The organism is Amycolatopsis sp. NPDC051106, assembly GCF_040682775.1.
GTDB lineage: Bacteria > Actinomycetota > Actinomycetes > Mycobacteriales > Pseudonocardiaceae > Amycolatopsis.
The window spans coordinates 116867-137147 of sequence record NZ_JBFBBQ010000009.1 but is presented as its reverse complement, the minus strand read 5'-3'; the positions used below and the strand labels follow the sequence as shown (position 1 = coordinate 137147).

At 73.9% G+C, this 20281-nt stretch carries 3 protein-coding genes; all 3 read left to right on the top strand.

Features of this window, described 5'->3' with window-relative positions; translation table 11 throughout:
• Positions 1–117: 117 nt before the first annotated feature.
• The 3 genes from AB0M83_RS10390 to AB0M83_RS10380 are packed head-to-tail and all read left to right on the top strand — an operon-like array spanning position 118 to position 20242.
• A complete protein-coding gene (locus tag AB0M83_RS10390; protein WP_364515364.1) occupies positions 118–5253 on the top strand; it encodes an SDR family NAD(P)-dependent oxidoreductase in 5136 nt (1711 codons plus the stop codon).
• On the top strand, positions 5250–9962 hold the full coding sequence (locus AB0M83_RS10385; RefSeq protein ID WP_364515362.1) for a type I polyketide synthase: 4713 nt from the start codon (positions 5250–5252) through the stop codon (positions 9960–9962). Before AB0M83_RS10390 ends, AB0M83_RS10385 begins: the two co-directional genes overlap by 4 nt.
• A 14-nt stretch (positions 9963–9976) precedes the next feature.
• Entirely contained in the window at positions 9977–20242 is a 10266-nt protein-coding gene (locus AB0M83_RS10380) for a type I polyketide synthase (protein WP_364515360.1), read from the top strand.
• Positions 20243–20281 lie beyond the last annotated feature (39 nt).

Here is a 20281-nt window from a genome sequence, read left to right as displayed (position 1 = left end):
GGGGCGGCACAAAGTCCCTCGGTAGCGTTTTCGGCGTGGCACCTTCCACCCCATTCGCGGTTAGGTGGTCGATTACGTGAATACCGTTCTTCCTGCCATTTTCCAGGGGGTAATGGCGTGAGCGCCGAGAACGAGCGGAAACTGCTCGACTACCTCAAGCGCGCGACGGCCGACCTGCGCGAGGCCAAGGGTGCTTTGCACGAGGTCCGGCGGCGCGACAGCGAGCCGATCGCGATCGTCGGCATGGACTGCCGCTTTCCCGGCGGAGTCGCGAGCCCCGACGACCTCTGGGAGCTGGTCGGCACCGGGACCGACGCCATCGGCGCGTTCCCGGCCGACCGCGGCTGGCCCCTCGACCGCCTCTACGACCCGGCGGGGGAGCGGCCCGGCACCACGAACACCCGCGAGGGCGGCTTCCTGCGTGACGCCGCGGAATTCGACCCCGAATTCTTCGGGATCTCGCCTCGCGAAGCGCTCACCATGGACGCCCAGCAGCGGCTGCTGCTCGAGACGTCGTGGACCGCGCTGGAGCGCGCGGGCATCGTCCCGGAATCCCTGCGCGGCAGCAGCACCGGCGTCTTCGCCGGCGTGATGTACCACGACTACCTCGGCCACGCGGCCGCCGGCAGCGTCGTCTCCGGCCGGGTCGCCTACGCGCTCGGGCTGGAAGGCCCCGCCGTCTCGGTCGACACCGCCTGCTCGTCCTCCCTGGTCGCCCTGCACTGGGCCACGCAGGCGCTGCGCCGCGGCGACTGCTCGCTGGCCCTCGTCGGCGGCGTCACGGTGATGGCGACCCCCGAGACCTTCGTCTACTTCACCGAGCAGCGCGGCCTGTCCGACGACGGCCGCTGCAAGGCCTTCGCCGCAGGTGCCGACGGCACGGGCTGGGGCGAAGGTGTCGGCGTGCTCGTCGTCGAGCGGCTTTCCGACGCCCAGCGCCTGGGCCACGACATTCTCGCCGTCGTCCGCGGCAGCGCGGTCAACTCCGACGGCGCGTCCAGTGGCCTGACCGTCCCCAATGGACCGGCGCAGCAGCGCGTGATCCGCCAAGCCCTCGCCACCGCCGGACTGTCCACAACGGACGTCGACCTCGTCGAAGGCCACGGCACCGGCACGAAGCTCGGCGACCCGATCGAGGCGCAGGCCCTGCTGGCCACCTACGGCCAGGACCGCCCCGCGGACCGGCCGCTGTGGCTCGGCTCCCTCAAGTCCAACATCGGCCACACCCAGGCGGCCGCCGGCGTCGGCGGCGTGATCAAGGTCGTCCAGGCCATCCGGCACGGCGTGCTCCCGAAGACCCTGCACGTCGACGAGCCGTCACCGCACGTCGACTGGTCCGCCGGCGCGGTGGAGCTGCTCACCGAGGCCCGCGAGTGGCCCGAGGCCGACCGGCCCCGCCGCGGCGCGGTGTCGTCGTTCGGCATCAGCGGCACCAACGCCCACGTGATCATCGAGCAGGCCGAACCCGTCGCCGAGAAACCCTCGGGAGCCGAGGTCCCGGTCGTCGCGTGGCCGGTTTCGGCGGACTCCGCGGACGCCGTCGCCGCGCAGGCTCGGCAGCTCGTGGACCACGTCGGCGACCTCGCGGACGTCGGCTACTCGCTGGCCACGACCCGCTCGGCGCTGGACCACCGCGCCGTCGTCGTCGGAGCCGACGCCGCCGAGCTGCGCGCCGGGCTGACGGCGCTCGCCGCGGGCGAGGACGCGCCGAACGTGGTCCGCGACCGCCGGGGCACCGGCCGGACGGCCTTCCTGTTCACCGGCCAGGGCGCCCAGCGCGCCGGCATGGGCCAGGCTGTCGCCGCGAAGTACCCGGTGTTCGCCGAAGCCCTTGACGCCAGCTGCTCCCGGCTCGACCTCGACCGGTCGGTCTTCGACGACGCCGAATCCTTGGCACAGACCGGTTTCACCCAGCCCGCGCTGTTCGCGTTCGAGGTCGCGCTCTACCGGCTGCTGTCGTCGTGGGGCTTGAAACCCGACTACCTGCTGGGCCACTCGGTCGGCGAGCTGGCCGCGGCCCACGTCGCCGGGATCCTCTCGCTCGACGACGCCTGCACGCTCGTCGCGGCCCGCGCCCGGCTCATGCAGGCGCTGCCGGGCGGAGGGGCGATGGTCACGATCCCGGCCGCCGAGGCCGACGTGACCCCGCTGCTGACCGCCGGGGTGAGCATCGCCGCGATCAACGGCCCGCGCTCCCTGGTGGTCTCGGGCGCCGAAGACGAGGTCGCCGCCGTCGTCGCGCACTTCGAGCGGCCCAAGGAACTGCGCGTTTCGCACGCGTTCCACTCGCCGCTGATGGAACCGATGCTCGACGAGTTCGCGGTCGTGGCGGAGAAGCTCACCTACGCGAAGCCCGAAATCCCGATCGTCTCCACGGTGGCCGCCGGGGCCGACCTGGCTTCGCCGGAGTACTGGGTGGAGCAGGTCCGCGCGACCGTCCGGTTCGACGACGGCCTGCGCGCGCTCGCCGCCGAAGGCGTCCGGACGTTCGTCGAGATCGGTCCGGCGCCGGTGCTGACCGCCGCCGCGAGCACCGCCTTCGACGACGAATCGCTCGCCTTCGTCCCGGCCCTGCGCAAGGACCGCGACGAAGCCCACGCGGTCGTCACCGCGGTCGCCACCCTGCACGCCCGCGGGATTCCCGTGGACTGGCAAGCGTTCTACGCCGGCGCCCGCCGCGTCGAGGTGCCGACCTACGCCTTCCGCCGCACCCGCTACTGGCTGCCGGCCACCACCGCGACCGGCGATGCCGCCGACCACGGCCAGCAGCCCGCCGCGCACCCGATGCTCAGCGCCGTCGTCCGCGTGCCCGAGTCGGACACGGTCGTGCTGACCGGGCGGCTCTCGGCGGACACCGTGCCGTGGATCGCCGACCACGTGGTGCTCGGCACGATCCTGCTGCCGGGCACGGCGTTCGTCGAGCTGGCGCGGGCCGCCGCCGACGAGGTCGGCTACGCCGGCATCGAAGAGCTGACGCTGCAGGCTCCGCTCGCCCTGAGCAAGGGCGCCGCGCTGCAGGTGTCCCTCGGCCCCGAGGAGGACGGACGCCGTCGGGTCACCGTCCACTCGCGACTCGATGGCGAGGACGCCTGGACGCTCCACGCCGAAGGCTTCGTGACCGCCGAAGCGGCCGAGCCGTCGTTCGACCTCACCGAGTGGCCGCCCGCGGGCGCCACCGAGGTCGCCCTGGACGACCCCTACGCGCAGCTCGCGGACCTTGGCTACGACTACGGCCCCGCGTTCCAGGGGCTGGGCAAGATGTGGCGCCACGGCGACGACGTCTACGCCGAGGTCGCCCTGGCCGACGCCCGCGACTACGGCCTGCACCCGGCCCTGCTCGACGCCGCCCTGCACGCCCAGCTGCTCGGCCCGGTCCCGGAGGACGGCGAAACGAAGCCGATGCTGCCGTTCGCCTTCAGCGGCACCACCTGGCACGCCGCGGGTACCTCCGCGCTGCGCGTCCACGTGTCGCCGACCGGGCCGGAGACCATCACGCTGCGGATCGCCGACGACGGCGGACTCCCGGTCCTGACGGTGGATTCCCTGGCCGCCCGGCCGATCTCCCTCGACCGGCTGACCCCGAACACGTTGTTCCGCACGGCCTGGGAACCGGTCTCCGACGGCTCGGCGATCACCGCGCGGGTCCTCGAAGTGTCCACAGCGGACGGTACGATCCCCGAGCGGGCCCGCGCGGCCACCCGGCAGGTCCTCGACGCCATCCGGGACTCCGAGGATCGCTTGGCCGTCGTCACGCGCGGCGCGGTGTCGGTCGCCGGCGAGGACGTCGACCCGGCCCTCGCGACGGTGTGGGGCCTGGTCCGGGCGGCCGAGGCCGAGAACCCGGGCCGGTTCGTCCTCGTGGACGGAGACGTCGAAACCGCGCTGGCGTCCGGCGAGCCGGAGGTGGCCGTCCGCGACGGAAAGGCGTACGTCCCCCGGTTCGTCGCGGCGACGCCGTCGGGCGACCTGGGCTGGAACCTCGACCGCACGGTCCTGATCACCGGCGGCACCGGCGGGCTCGGTGCCGTCGTCGCGAAGCACCTGGTGACGAACCACGGCGTCCGGCACCTCCTGCTCACCAGCCGCCGCGGCGCGGACGCGCCCGGCGCTGCGGACTTGCGTGACGAGCTGAAGGCTCTGGGTGCCGAGGTCGCGATCGCGAGCTGTGACGTCACCGACCGCGCGTCCGTCGCGGCCTTGCTCGACGGCGTCGAGCTGACCGCGGTGGTGCACGCGGCCGGAGTTCCGTCCGCGGGCCGCGTCGAGAACCTCACCGCGGACGAACTCGACCGCGTCTTCGCCCCGAAGGTCGACGGCGCCTGGCACCTCCATGAACTCACGAAGGACCTCGACGCGTTCATCCTGTTTTCCTCGGCCGCGAGCACGGTGCTGGCCGCCGGGCAGGCCGGGTACGCCGCGGCGAACGCGTTCCTCGACGAACTGGCCCGCCACCGCCACGTCCACGGCCTGCCGGCGACGGCCCTCGATTGGGGTGCGTGGGCCGAAGACGGCGGCATGGCCGGCGAACTCGGCGAGGCCGACTTCCGCCGCCTGCGCCGCCTCGGCACCCCGCCGATGGCCACCGCCGACGCGCTCGCCCTGTTCGACGCCTGCCTCGTCGCCGAGGACGCCGTCCTCGCGCCGGTGAAGCTCGACATCGCGGCCCTGCGGTCGCGCGCGGACTCGCTCCCGCCGGTCCTGCGCGGCATGGTCCGGCCCACGGCCACCCGCCGCACGACGGCTAAGAACGACGGCGCCGTCACGGCCCGGCTCGCGGCACTGCCGGAGCCTGAGCGCGAGGCGTACCTGCTGGAAGTCGTGTCCGGCCAGGTCAAAGCCGTGCTGGGGCTGGGGTTCGTCGAGCCGGGGCGAGCGTTCCAGGAGATGGGGTTCGACTCCCTGACGTCGGTGGAGCTGCGCAACCAGCTCGGCGCCCTGACCGGCCTGAAGCTGACCGCGACGATCGTGTTCGACCACCCGACCCCGGCGGCCCTGGCCGCCCGGCTGCACGCCCTGCTGGGCCCGGCCCGCGGCGCGGCGGACTCGCTGCTGGCCGAGATCGACCGCCTGGAAGCGCTCCTGGCCGGCGCGGGATCGCTCAACGACTCGACGGCGAAGGTCACCGCCCGCCTCGAGGCGCTGTCCCGCAAGTGGACCGAGGCGAACACGGGCGCCCCCGAGGCGGCCGACCTGGACGAAGCCACCGACGACGAGCTCTTCGCCGTGCTGGACACAGAATTGGGTATTTCATGAGCAACGAGGACAAGCTCCGCGACTACCTGAAGCGCGCGACGGCGGATCTGCAGGCGACCCGGCGCCGGGTGCAGGAGCTGGAAGCCAAGAACGCCGAACCCATCGCCATCATCGGCATGAGCTGCCGCTACCCCGGGGACGTCCGCTCGCCGGACGACCTGTGGGACCTGGTCGACCAGGGCCGGGACGTCATCGGGGAGTTCCCCGCCGACCGCGGGTGGGACCTCGAGGGCATCTACGACCCCACCCCCGACCGGCCCGGCAAGACCTACACGCGCCACGGCGGGTTCCTCTACGACGCTCCGGGCTTCGACGCCGAGTTCTTCGGCATCAGCCCGCGCGACGCCCGCCGCGCCGACCCGCAGCAGCGGATCCTCCTGGAGGCCTCGTGGGAGGCCTTCGAACGCGCCGGGCTAGACCCGCAGGCGCTCAAGGGCAGCCCGACCGGTGTGTACGCCGGCGTCATGTACCACGACTACAGCGGCGGCAGCCCCGACGGCAGCCTCGTCTCCGGCCAGGTCTCCTACACCCTCGGCCTCGAAGGCCCGTCCGTGTCGGTGGACACCGCGTGCTCGTCTTCGCTGGTCGCGCTGCACATGGCCGCCCAGGGCCTGCGGGACGGCGACTGCACCCTCGCGCTGGCCGGCGGCGTCGCCGTGATGGGCACCCCGGAGATGTTCGTCGACTTCAGCGGCCGGCGCGGGCTCTCCGCCGACGGCCGCAGCCGGTCCTTTTCGGACGACGCCGACGGGACGTCGTGGGCCGAGGGTGTCGGCGTCCTCGTGCTGGAACGGCTGTCCGACGCGCGCCGCAACGGCCACCGCGTCCTCGCGCTGCTGCGCGGCTCCGCGATCAACCAGGACGGCGCCAGCAACGGCTTCTCCGCGCCCAACGGCCCGTCGCAGGTCCGCGTGATCGAGGCCGCGCTGGCCGACGCCGGGCTGTCACGGTCCGATGTGGACCTCGTCGAGGCGCACGGCACCGGCACCGCGCTCGGCGACCCGATCGAAGCGCAGTCGCTGATGGAGACCTACGGGCAGCGCACCACCGGTGCACCGCTGCTGCTCGGCTCGATCAAGTCCAACATGGGCCACCCGCAGGCCGCGGCCGGTGTCGCGGGCGTGATCAAGGTGGTGCAGGCGCTGCGGCACGGCAAGGCGCCGCGCACCCTGCACGTCGGCACGCCGTCGACGCACGTCGACTGGACCGCCGGCGCGGTCGAGCTGCTCACCGAGCCGCGCGACTGGCCGGAGGTGAACCGGCCGCGCCGGGCCGCCGTGTCGTCGTTCGGCGTCAGCGGCACCAACGCGCACGTCATCCTGGAGCAGGCACCGGCCGAAGACGTCGTCGAGCCGCCGAAGCCCGCGGTCTGCCCGCTGGTCCTGTCGGCCAAGACTCCGGCCGCGCTCGCCGAAGCCGCCGCGCGGCTCGCGTCCCAAGTGGACGACGACCTCGTCGACGTCGCCCACACCCTCGCCACCGGTCGCGCGCGGCTCGACCACCGCGCGGTCGTGCTGTCGACCGACGCCAAGCAGGCCCTGGAGACGCTGGCCGCGGGTGGTTCGCGGCCCGACATCGTCACCGGGACCGCCGACGTCCGCGGCAAGACCGTGTTCGTCTTCCCCGGCCAGGGTTCCCAGTGGACCGGCATGGCGATCGACCTCATCGAGCAGTCGCCGGTCTTCGCCGCGCGGATGACCGAATGCGACGAGGCGCTGCGGGAGTTCACCGGCTGGTCGGTCCTCGCCGTGCTGCGCGGTGAGCCCGGCACCCCGCCGGCCGACCGCGTCGACGTCGTCCAGCCGATGCTGTGGGCCGTCATGGTCTCGCTGGCCGCGCTGTGGCGTGCGCACGGCGTGGAACCGGACATGGTGATCGGCCACTCGCAGGGCGAGATCGCCGCCGCGAGCGTCTCGGGCGCACTGTCCCTCCAGGACGGCGCCCGCGTGGTCGCGTTGCGCAGCAGTGCGATCGGGGACGTCCTCGGCGGCCGCGGCGGCGGCATGCTGGCCGCCGGCCTCCCCGCCGCCGAACTGCGGAAGCGGCTCGACACCTGGGACGGCCGGATCTCCCTGGCCGCCGACAACGGCGCCACCTCGGCCGTGCTGTCCGGGGACGGCGACGCCCTCGACCAGTTGCGTGACCAGCTCGTCGCCGAAGGCTTCCGCGCCAAGCGCGTCCCGGTGGACTACGCGTCGCACTCCGCGCACGTCGAGCACCTCGCCGACCGCCTCCTGGAGGATCTCGGCCCGATCACCCCCGGCGCCGGCAGCGTCGCGATGACGTCCACGGTGACCGAAGAGCTCGGGTCCACTGTGGACGCCAAGTACTGGTTCACGAATCTTCGCACCACGGTCCGGTTCGCCCCGGTCGTCGCGAAGCTCGCCGAGGCGGGTTACACGCGGTTCATCGAGGTCAGCCCGCACCCGGTGCTCGCCATGAGCATCCAGGAGACCCTCGACGAAGGCGGGCACAGCGGTTCCGTCACCGGCACCCTGCGCCGCGACGAAGGCGGCCTGACGCGGTTCGCGACCTCGCTGGCCGAGCACTCGGTTCGCGGCGGCGCGGCGGACTGGGCCTCGCTGGTGCCCGGCGGCCGGATCACCGACCTGCCGACCTATCCCTTCCAGCACAAGCGCTTCTGGCTCGAGGAGGAGACCGCCGCCCAGGCCGTGCCCGCAGCCGTCGCCGACCAGGACTTCTGGCAGGACGTCACGAGCGGGGACGTCGACGCGCTGGCTTCAAGGCTCGGCGTCGAAGCCGCGCCCCTGGGTGAGATCGTCCCGGCCCTGGCCGCGTGGCACGGCCGCCGCACCGAGCTGTCCACAGTGGAATCCTGGCGCTACAAGGTCTCGTGGGCGCCGGTGAGTGTCACGGGCGGACTGGCCGGCACCTGGCTGGTCGTCGTGCCCGCGGACATCCCCGCGGCTGCCGAGCTGGCCGACGCGCTCGCCGAGCAGGGCGACGTCGTGCGCGTCATCGCGACGGCCGATCGCGAAGCCCTGGCCGAGCTGGTCACCGAAGCCACGGCGCTGCGGCCGTTCGACGGCGTCCTGTCGCTGCTCGCCCTCGACACCCGCGAACACCCGGAACACCCCGCGCTCAGCACCGCGGTCGCCGCCACCATCGCGCTGCTGCAGGCGCTGCGCGACACCGGCGTCGACGCTCCCACCTGGGTCGTCACCCGCGGCGCGGTCGCGGTGGACGCCTTCTCCGACGCCGACCCGGCCGCCGCGGCGGTGTGGGGCCTCGGCACGGTCGCCGCGCTCGACCTGCCCGCCACCTGGGGTGGCCTGGTCGACGTCGACGGCCCCGCCGACGCCGCCCGCCTGGCCGCCGTGGTGTCCGGGGTGGACAGTGAGGACCAGGTCGCGATCCGGCCGTCCGGGGTATTTGCCCGGCGCATGGTCCGCGCCCCGCTGACCGGCACCGCGGACGAGTGGAAGCCGCGCGGGACGGTCCTGGTCACCGGCGGCACGGGCGCGGTCGGCGCGCACGTCGCCCGGTGGCTGGCCGGCCGCGGCGCCGAGAAGATCGTGCTCACCAGCCGCCGCGGGCTCGATGCCGACGGCGCGCGTGAGCTGGTCGACGAGCTGGGGGTCACCGTCGCCGCCTGCGACGTCTCCGACAAGGAGCAACTGAAGGCGCTGCTGGCCGAGCACCCGCCGACCGCCGTCGTGCACGCCGCCGGGGTCCTCACCGCGGAGTCGCCGCTGGCCGACGTCACCCCCGCGGAGTTCGCCGCGGCCACCCGCGCCAAAGTCACCGGCGCCGCGCTGCTCGACGAGCTGCTCGGCGACACCGAGCTGGACGCGTTCGTGCTGATGTCCTCCGGTGCCGCCGTGTGGGGCACCTCGGGCCAGCCCGCCTACGCCGCGGGCAACGCCTACCTCGACGCCCTCGCCCGGCGCCGCCGGGCCGCGGGCCGCACCGCGACCGCGATCGCCTGGGGCTCCTGGGGTGGCGGCGGCATGGTCGACGCCGAGGCGAGCGACCTGCTGCGCCGCATGGGCCTCGCCGAGATGGCGCCGGAACTCGCCGTCGAAGCACTGGGCCAGGCCCTGGACCACGACGAGACGCAGCTGGTCGTCGCGGACATCGACTGGGCGGCGTTCGCCCCCGTCTACCAGCTCGCCCGCCCGCGGCCCCTGCTGCGCGCGCTGCCGGAAGTCGCCGAGGACAAGACCGAAGCCGCCGGGAACACCGGTGAGCTCAAAGCGAAACTGGCCGCGCTCACCCCCGCCGAACAGCAGCGGACGCTGCTGGAGCTGGTCCGCGGCCAGGTCGCCGTGGTCGCCGGCTACGACGGCGGCTCGGCGGTCGAACCGGCCCGCGCGTTCAAAGAGCTCGGTTTCGACTCGGTGACCGCGGTCGACCTGCGCAACCGGCTCGGCGCCGCCACCGGGCTGAAGCTCCCGGCGACCGTCGCCTTCGACCACGTCAACCCGCAGGCGCTGGCCGAGCACCTGTGGACGCAGCTCGGTGGCGGCGAAGCAGCCGTCCCCCTCGAAGTGGAGCTGGACCGCCTCGAAGCGGTCGCGGCCGGACTGGACGCCGCCGAGATCGACCGGTCCCGGATCGTCGCCCGGCTGCAGGCGATGGTCACCACCCTGCACAAGACCCTGTCCGGCACCAAGTCCACCGACGTGCTGGAGACCGCGACCACGGATGAGCTGTTCGCCCTCATCGACAACGAGCTCGGCGCCTGAGAGGTATCCCCACGATGACTGACGAAAGCAAGCTGGTCGACTACCTGAAGCGGGTGACCGCCACCCTGCAGGAGACGCGGGAGCGGCTGCGCGAGGTCGAAGCCGCGGACGCCGAGCCGATCGCCATCGTCGCGATGGGCTGCCGGTACCCGGGCGACGTCCGGTCCCCGGACGACCTCTGGGACCTGGTCGCCGAGGGCCGCGACGCCATCGGCCCGTTCCCCACCGATCGCGGGTGGGGCCTGGACTCCATGTTCGACGCCGACCCCGACAGCCCCGGCACGAGCTACGTGAGCGAGGGCGGCTTCATCCACGACGTCGCCCAGTTCGACGCGCCCTTCTTCGGCGTCTCGCCGCGCGAGGCGCTCGCCATGGACCCGCAGCAGCGGCTCGTGCTGGAGCTGGCGTGGGAGACCTTCGAACGCGGCGGCATCGCCCCGCATTCGCTGGCGAAGCAGCAGGTCGGCGTCTTTCTCGGCAGCGGCGACCAGGACTACTACGACGAGCTGCCGCCGTCGGTGCTCGCCGGTGAGGTGCAGGACTACCTGAGCACCGGCAACGCCGGCTCGGTCATCTCCGGCCGGATCGCCTACGCGCTGGGCCTGGAAGGCCCGGCCATCACGATCGACACGGCCTGCTCGTCTTCGCTGGTCGCGCTGCACCTGGCCGTGCAGGCACTGCGGCAGCGCGACTGCGCATTGGCGCTGGCCGGCGGCGTCATGGTGATGTCGCGGCCCGGCCCGTTCGTCGCCTTCAGCCGCCAGCGCGGGCTCGCCGCGGACGGCCGCTGCAAGCCGTTCTCCGACAGCGCCGACGGCACCGGCTGGGCCGAGGGCGCGGGCACGCTCCTGCTGGAACGCCTGTCCGACGCGCGCCGCAACGGCCACCCGGTCCTCGCCGTCGTCCGCGGTTCCGCGGTCAACTCCGACGGCGCGTCCAACGGTCTCACCGCGCCCAACGGTCCTTCGCAGCAGCGCGTGATCCGGCAGGCCCTGGCGAACGCGCAGCTGTCGGCGTCCGATGTGGACGCCGTCGAAGGCCACGGCACGGGCACCACGCTCGGCGACCCGATCGAGGCACAGGCCCTGCTCGCCACCTACGGCCAGGACCGCGACCGCCCGCTGTGGCTCGGGTCGATCAAGTCGAACATCGGCCACGCCCAGGGCGCGGCCGGGGTCGGCGGCGTGATCAAGATGGTGCAGGCGCTCCAGAACGGTCTCCTGCCGAAGACCCTGCACGTCACCGAGCCGACCACCGAGGTCGACTGGACGTCCGGCAACGTTGAGCTGCTGACCGAGGAACGTTCGTGGCCCGCAGGCGAGAAGCCGCGTCGCGCCGGGATCTCGTCGTTCGGCGTCAGCGGCACCAACGCGCACGTGATCGTCGAAGAGGCGCCGCCCGTCGAGGTCGAGGAGACGACGCCGAGCTGGCCCGCCGAAGTGCCGATCCCGTGGCCCCTGTCCGGGCACGGTGCCGCCGCTCTGAAGGCTCAGGCAGCCCGGCTGTCCGATGTGGACGCATCGGCACTCGACATCGGGTTCTCATTGGCGACGACACGCTCGCCGCTGAGCCACCGTGCGGTGGTTTTCGACGGCAAGGCGGGTCTTGCGGCCGTGGAAGCCGGCGAGCTGGTCGAAGGGCAGACCGCGTTCCTGTTCTCCGGCCAGGGCGCCCAGCGCACCGGCATGGGCCGCGAGCTGGCCGCCGCGTTCCCGGTGTTCGCCGCCGCGCTGGACGAGGTCTGCGCGGAGCTGGACCAGCACCTCGACCGTCCACTGAAGACGGTCGTCTTCGACAAGCCGCGCCTGATCAACCAGACCGGCTACACCCAGCCCGCGCTGTTCGCCATCGAGGTCGCGCTGTTCCGGCTGCTGTCCTCGTGGGGGATCAAGCCCGACTTCCTGCTCGGCCACTCGGTCGGCGAACTGGCCGCCGCGCACGTCGCCGGGGTGCTGTCGCTGGCCGACGCCTGCACGCTGGTCGCCGCCCGCGCCAAGCTCATGCAGGCGCTTCCCACCGGAGGCGCGATGGTCGCGCTGCAGGCGACCGAGGACGAGGTCACCCCGCACCTGACCGCGGACGTGAGCATCGCCGCGATCAACGGGCCGGACTCCGTCGTGCTGTCCGGTACCGAAGACGCCGTCGCCGCCGTGGTCGCCGAGTTCGACGGCCGCAAGTCGTCGAAGCTCAAGGTGTCGCACGCCTTCCACTCGCCGCTGATGGAGCCGATGCTGGCCGAGTTCGGCGAGGTCGCTCGCACGCTCACCTACTCCGAGCCCACGATCCCGCTGGTCTCCAACGTCTCCGGCGCACTGGCCGGGGGAGAGGTCGCCACGCCGGAGTACTGGGTCTCGCACGTCCGCGCGGCCGTCCGGTTCCACGACGGGCTCACCGCGCTCGGCGCCCAGGGCGTCTCGCGGTTCGTCGAGGTCGGGCCGGACGGTGTGCTGTCCGCACTCGCCCGCCAAAGCCTGGACGCCGTGGTCGTGCCGGTCCTGCGCAAGGACCGTCCCGAGCCGCGGGCCGCGCTCACCGCGCTGGCCGAGCTGTACGTCAGCGGACTGGCCCCGGACTGGGCCGCGGTGTTCGAGGGCCGCGGCGCCCGGCGCGCCGACCTGCCGCCGTACGCCTTCCAGCGCAAGCGCTACTGGCTCGACGCCCGCGCCAACCGCGACGAGGTGACCGCCGCGGGCCTCACCTCCGCCGGGCACCCGCTGCTCGGCGCGGCCATCGCGCTCGCCGACACCGACGGCGTCGTGCTCACCGGCCGTCTGTCCCTCGAGACCCACGCGTGGCTCGACGGGCACCGCCTGGGTGACGTCGCCACCGTGCCCGGCACGGCTTTCCTGGAGCTGGCGATCCGCGCCGGCGACCAGGTCGGCTGCGGCCGCATCGAGGAGCTCACGCTCGGCAGCCCCCTCGTCGTCCCGGACCGCACGGGCGTCCAGGTGCAGGTGACGGTCGGGGCCGCGGACGAGAACGGCGTCCGCGCCGTCCAGATCCACTCGCGTCCGGAGGACTCCGGCGAGGCGTGGGTCTTGCACGCCGGCGGCACGGTCGCGCCGCAGTCCCACCGCGGCACCGCACTGACCGAGTGGCCGCCTTCGGGCGCCGAGCCGGTCGCCATCGACGGCATCTACGACGACTTCGCCGACACCGGCCTCACCTACGGTCCGCTGTTCCGCTCGTTGAAAGCGGTCTTCAAGCGTGGCCGCGAGGTCTTCGCCGAGGTCGCCCTGCCCGAAGACAGCGACGCCGAACGCTTCGGCCTCCACCCGGCCGCGCTCGACGCCTGCACGCACGCCCTGCGCGTCGCGGGCGGGGGAGATGGCGGAGTCGGCCGCGTCCCGTTCTGCTGGACCGGCGTCGAACTGCACGCCACCGGCGCCTCGGCGCTGCGGGTGCGGTTCACCCCGACCACCGAGGACGGCTTCGCCCTGGACCTCGCCGACACCACGGGGGCGCCCGTCGCCACCGTCGCGGAGACGGTGTTCCGCGCGTTCACCACGCCGGTCGCGGCGGAGGCACCGCTCTACCGCCTCGAGTGGCAGCGGATCCCCGCGGAGTCCACTGTGGACGTGTCGACCGTCGAGATCTTCGACTGCGCGGGTCCCGAGATCCATGAGCTGACCCACCGCACGCTCGAGGCGCTGCAGAACTGGCTCGCCGCGGAGCACCCGGAGGACGCGCGCCTGGTCGTCGTCACCCGGGGTGCCGTCGCGGCGGCCGGCGGCGTCACCGACCTTGCCGCGGCCGCGGCCTGGGGTCTCGTGCGCTCGGCGCAGGAGGAGAACCCCGACTCGTTGGTGCTGCTGGACCTCGACGCCGAGGCCGAGGTCGACGCGGTCCTGCCGCAGGTCCTCGCCACCGGGGAACCCCAGGCCGCCGTCCGCTTCGGCACGGTCCTCGTCCCGCGGCTCGTCCGCACCGCGGCGGCGGCCGAACCGGCGTACTTCCACCCGGGCGGCACCGTGCTGGTCACCGGCGCGTCCGGCGCGATCGGGGGCGAGCTCGTCCGGCACCTGGCCGGACACTACGACGTCCGGCGCTTTCTGCTGGTCAGCCGCCGGAGCACGCCCGAGCTGGAGAGCCTGGCCGCCGAGCTGGACGCCCACGTCGACCTCGCGCAGTGCGACGTCGCCGACCGCGCCGCGCTGGCCCGGGTGCTGGCCGCGATCCCCGCCGAGCACCCGCTCACGTCCGTGGTGCACGCCGCCGGCGTCCTCGATGACGGCGTCATCACCGCATTGACGCCCGAGCGCCTCGACACGGTGCTGCGGCCGAAGGTCGACGGCGCGCTGAACCTGCACGAGCTGACCCGCGACACCGCGCTCTCGGCGTTCGTGTTGTTCTCCTCGGTTTCCGGCGTGCTCGGCGCACCGGGCCAGGGCGGGTACGCCGCCGCCAACGCGTTCCTCGACGCGCTCGCGAGCCACCGCGTCGCCCAGGGTCTCCCCGCGCAGTCGCTGGCCTGGGGCCTGTGGGGCGAGGTCGGCGGCATGGGCGGCACCCTGACCGACGCCGAGGTTGCCCGCTTGGGCACGAGCGGCATCGTGCCTCTGTCCACTTCGGACGCACTAGATCTCTTCGACCGCGCTCTGGCGTCCCGGCAAGCCGCCGTCGCGCCGGTGAAGCTCGACCTGCCCGCGCTGCGGAAGCTGGACCGGATCCCGAAGACCCTGGAGGAGCTGACCGGCCGGCCCACCCGGCGGGTGGCGGCCACGGCGACCGCACCGGAAGACTCCTTCGCGGCCCGCGTCCGTGCGCTGCCGGAAGCGGACCGGGCCGATGCCGTGCTCGAGCTGGTCCGCGGCCACGCCGCGACCGTGCTCGGCTACGGCGGCGCGCACGAGATCGAGCCGGCCGCGCAGTTCCAGTCGCTCGGCTTCGACTCGCTCACCGCGATCGAACTGCGCAACGGCCTCACCGCGGCGACCGGGCAGCGGCTGCCCGCGACCCTGATCTTCGACCACCCGACGCCGTCGGCCCTGGCCACGCACCTGCTCACCGAGCTGACCGGCGGGCCGGACCAGGTCGTCGCCACGGCTGTGGGGTCTTCGGTGGCTCACGACGAGCCCATCGCGATCGTCGGCATGGCCTGCCGGCTGCCCGGCGGGGTCACCTCGCCGGAGCAGCTGTGGGAACTGGTCGCCAACGGCCGCGACGCGATCGGCGACTTCCCCGCCGACCGCGGCTGGGACGTCGACGGCCTGCTCGACCCGACCGGCCGCCGTCCCGGCACCACCTACGTCGCCCGCGGCGGGTTCGTCCACGACGCCGGCGACTTCGACGCCACGTTCTTCGGTGTCTCGCCGAAGGAAGCCCCGGCCATCGACCCGCAGCAGCGGCTGCTGCTGGAGGCGTGCTGGGAGGCCCTGGAGCGCGCGGGCATCGACCCGTCCTCGCTCAAGGGCAGCCCGACCGGCGTCTACGCGGGCGTCCAGTACCACGACTACGTGGGCGCCACCAGCGCCGGCTCGATCGTCACCGGCCGGGTGTCCTACACCCTCGGCCTGGAGGGCCCGGCGGTCAGCGTCGACACGGCGTGCTCGTCTTCGCTGGTCGCGATGCACATGGCCGCCCAGGCCCTGCGCGGCGGCGACTGCACCCTGGCCCTGGCCGGCGGGGTGACCGTGATGGCGACGCCGGAGACGTTCGTCGAGTTCAGCCGCCAGAAGGGCCTGGCCGCCGACGGCCACTGCAAGGTCTTCTCCGACGACGCCGACGGCACCACCTGGTCCGAGGGTGTCGGCGTGGTCGTGCTGGAGCGGCTGTCCGAGGCCCGCCGCCTCGGCCACCCGGTGCTCGCGGTGCTCAAGGGCAGCGCGGTCAACCAGGACGGCACGTCCAACGGCCTCACCGCGCCCAACGGTCCCGCGCAGCAGCGCGTGATCCGGGCGGCGCTGGCCGACGCCGGCATCACCGCGGCCGACGTCGACGCCGTCGAGGCGCACGGCACCGGCACGAAGCTGGGCGACCCGATCGAGGTCCAGGCGCTGCTGGCCACCTACGGCAAGGAGACCTCGGCCGACCGCCCGCTGTGGATCGGCTCGGTCAAGTCGAACCTCGGCCACACGCAGGCCGCGGCCGGCGCGGCCGGGGTGATCAAGATGGTGCTGGCGATGCGTCAGGGTGAGCTGCCCGCGACGCTGCACGTCGGCCGCCCGTCGACCGAGATCGACTGGTCGTCCGGCGCGGTCCGGGCGCTGGTGGAGCCGGTGAAGTGGCTACCCAACGGGCACATCCGCCGGGCCGGCGTCTCGTCGTTCGGGGTCAGCGGCACCAACGCCCACGTGATCCTCGAAGAAGGCGATCGCCGGGAAGTCACCGGCGGCCACGACCACGAAGGCCCGGTCGCCTGGCCGGTGTCCGGCCGCGGTGCCGCCGCGATGCGGGCCCAGGCCGAGCAGCTGATGTCCTATGTGGACGAAGAGCCGGACGGCAGCCTCGCCGACATCGGGTTTTCGCTGGCCACTACGCGCAGCGCGTTCGACCGGCGGGCGGTGGTGATCGGGCAGCGGTCGCCGCAGTTCGTCCGCGGTCTCGCGGCGCTGGTCGACGAAGAGGAGGCGCGCGGGGTCGTCAGCGGCATCGCGACCGCGAGCGGGCGCACGGCGTTCCTGTTCGCCGGCCAGGGCGCGCAGCGCGTCGGCATGGGGACCCGGCTCGCCGAGCAATTCCCGGCCTTCGCGGCCGCGTACGACGAGGTCTGCGCGGAACTCGACCGGCACCTGGACCGCCCGATCCGCTCGGTCACCGACGAGCTGGACGAGACCCGGTACACCCAGCCCGCGCTGTTCGCGCTGGAAGTCGCGCTGTTCCGCTTGGTGCGGTCATGGGGCGTCAAGCCGGACGCCCTGCTCGGCCACTCGATCGGCGAGATCGCCGCGGCTCACTGCGCGGGCGTGTTCTCCCTGGCGGACGCGGCCGAACTGGTGGTCGCCCGGGGTGCGCTGATGCAGGCGCTGCCGACCGGCGGCGCGATGGTGGCGATCGAAGCGACGCCGGAGGAAGTTCGCGACGACAGCGTCGACATCGCTGCGGTCAACGGGCCGAACTCGGTCGTGATCTCGGGAGCGGCCGACGCCGTGGCCGCGGTGGCGGCGAAGTTCGAGCGCACCAAGCAGCTGAAGGTGTCGCACGCTTTCCACTCCCGCCTGATGGAGCCGATGCTCGAGGAGTTCCGCGCGATCGCCGCGAAGCTGACCTACGCGTCGCCGCGGATCCCGGTCATCTCGACGGTCGCCGAGGGCGCCGACCTGACCTCGCCGGAGTACTGGGTCCAGCAGGTGCGCGAAGGCGTCCGGTTCGCCGACGCGGTCACCCGCGCCGCGGCCGAGGGCGTCAACCGGTTCCTGGAGCTCGGTCCGGACACCACGCTCGCCGCGATGACGGCCGCGTGCTTCGACGAACGGCCGGAGGTGCTGGCGTCCATGCTGCACAAGGAGAACGACGAAGCCGTGGCCGCCCTGACCGGTGTCGCGCAGCTGCACGTCAGCGGCGTCGACGTCGACTGGGCCGCGATCTACGAACCCACCGGCGCCCGGCCGGTCTCGCTGCCGACCTACCCGTTCCAGCGGCAGCGCTTCTGGCTGGAGAGCACCACCGGGGCGGTGAGCCAGGACGACCACCCGCTGCTCGGGTCGGCTCTCGAACTGGCCGGCGCCGACGGGCTGCTGTTCACCGGGCGGCTGTCCGTGGGCACGCACCCGTGGCTGGCCGACCACGTCGTCGGCGGCGCGATCCTGTTCCCCGGCACCGGGTTCGTCGAGATGGCGATCCGCGCGGGGGACGAGGCCGGCTGCCCGCGGCTCGACGAGCTGACCCTGGAGTACCCGCTGGTCGTGCCGGAGCGGACCGGCGTCCGCGTCCAGTTCGCCCTCGAGGCGCCCGGCGCCGACGGCACCCGCGGGTTCAGCGTCCACTCGCGGCCCGAGGGCGCGACCGGCGCGTGGACGCGGCACGCCACCGGCAAACTCGCCAAGGCCGCGCAGAAGGCGGACTTCGACCTGACGGCCTGGCCGCCCGCCGGCGCCGAGCAGGTCGACCTGGACGGCACCTACGAGGAGCTGGCCGCCGACGGGCTCGCGTACGGTCCGGCGTTCCGCGGGCTCGTCGCGGCCTGGAAGCGCGACGGCGAGGCCTTCGCCGAGATCCGGCTCCCGGCTTCGGTGTCCGATGTGGACCGCTACGGCGTCCACCCGGCCGTGCTCGACGCCGCGCTGCACACCATCGGCGTCTCCGGCGCGGCGGGCGACGAGCCTGCCCTGCCGTTCGCGTGGGAAGGCGTGCGGCTGCACGCCGTCGGGGCGACAACCCTGCGGGTCCACGTCCGCCCGGTCGGCTCCGGCGCGGTCGCGCTGGACGTCGCCGACGGTGCCGGAGCCCCGGTCGCGTCGGTGGAATCCCTGCTGCTGCGCCCGATGTCCGCCGTCCCCCAGGCCGCTCCGGCCGGTGGCGGCGACACGCTGTTCCGGCTCGCGTGGGAACCCGCCGAGCTCGACGCGGTCGCCGAGGTCACCGACTGGTCCGTGCTGGGCTCCGACCCCTTCGGCCTCACCGAAGCTCTGGGCGCAAAGGCGGTCTCGGCGGCGGAGGCGACCGGCCTGGCCGTGCTCGCCGCGGGCGGGGACGACCTCCACGCCGAACTGCACCGCGTGCTCGGTCTGCTGCAGTCGTGGCTGGCCGGGTCCGGGGAGTCGCTGATCGTCGTGACCCGCGGCGCGGTGGCGGCCGAGGCGGGGGAGAACCCCGACCCGGTCGGTGCCGCGGTGGCGGGCCTGGTCCGCTCGGCGCAGGCCGAGCACCCGGACCGGATCACCCTCGTCGACCTCGGCGCGGGCACCCCGGCGGGCCGGACGCTCGCCGCGGTGGCGGCCTCCGACGAGCCGCAGGTGGCGCTGCGGGCGGGCGCGGTGCTGGTGCCGCGGCTGGCCCGGGCGGCCGACGCGGTGGCGGCCCCGGTGTGGGACGCGGGAGGCACGGTGCTCGTCACCGGGGCCACCGGCGCGCTCGGCTCGGCCGTGGCACGGCACTTGGTCACCGAGCACGGCGTGCGGAACCTGCTCCTGGTCAGCCGGCGGGGAGCCGACGCTCCCGGCGCGGCCGAACTGGCCACGCTCGACGCCGACGTCACCATCGCCGCCTGCGACGTGGCCGACCGCGACGCGGTGTCGGCTCTGCTCGCCGGAATCCCGGCGGAAGCGCCGCTGCGGGCCGTGGTGCACGCCGCCGGCGTCCTCGACGACGGCATCCTGACGTCACTGACCCCGGACCGGCTCGACACCGTGCTGCGGCCGAAGGCCGACGCGGCCCTGGTGCTGCACGAGCTCACCCGCGAGCTGGACCTCACCGCGTTCGTGCTGTTCTCCTCGGCCGCCGGCGTCCTCGGCGCGCCGGGGCAGGGCAGCTACGCCGCGGCCAACGCGTTCCTCGACGCCCTCGCCGTCCGGCGCCGGGCCGAAGGGCTCGCCGGCACCTCGCTCGCGTGGGGCCTGTGGGCCGGCGGCATGGGCGAGGCGCTGGACGACGCGGACGCGCACCGCATCGGCGAGACCGGCATCACCGCACTGTCCACTGAGGACGGTCTGGGACTGCTGGACTCGACGGCCGGCGCCGCCGACGCGCTGCTGGTGCCGATCGCGCTGGACACCCGCGTGCTGGCCGCGTCGGGAGACGACGACCTGCCCGCGGTGCTGCGCGGGCTGGCGGGCACGCCCGGTCGCCGCGCGGCGCAGGACGCGGCCGAGGACACCGAGACGCTGGCTCGCAAACTGGCGGGCCTGCCGGTGGCCAAGCGCGTCCCGACCGTGCTGACCCTGGTGCGCACGCACGCCGCCGCGCTGCTCGGCCACGCCGGGCCGGAGGCGGTGGAACCGGACCGCTCGTTCAACGAGGTCGGCTTCGACTCGTTGTCCGCCACCGGGTTCCGCAACAAGCTCAGCCTGGTCACCGGGATGAAACTGCCGGTGAGCCTGATCTTCGACTACCCGACCCCGCGGATCCTCGCCGAGCACCTGGCCGGCGAACTGGCCCCGGCCGAGGCCGAGGTGGCGGTGGTCTCTTCGGGAACCGTGACCGAGCAAGGGGTTCGCGACGCGCTGGCGGGCATCCCGCTGGAGAAGCTGCGCGCCGCCGGGCTCCTGGACGGCCTGCTGGAGCTGGCCGGCGTGCGCCTGCCCGAGGCGGAAGAGGCCGAAGCCGTCGAGGAGGCGACGATCGACGACCTCGACACCGACGCCCTGATCAGCATGGCGATCGGCGGTGGGGACGACGACTAGCCCCGGCGCCACCCCTATCCCGGCCCGACCCGGCCATTA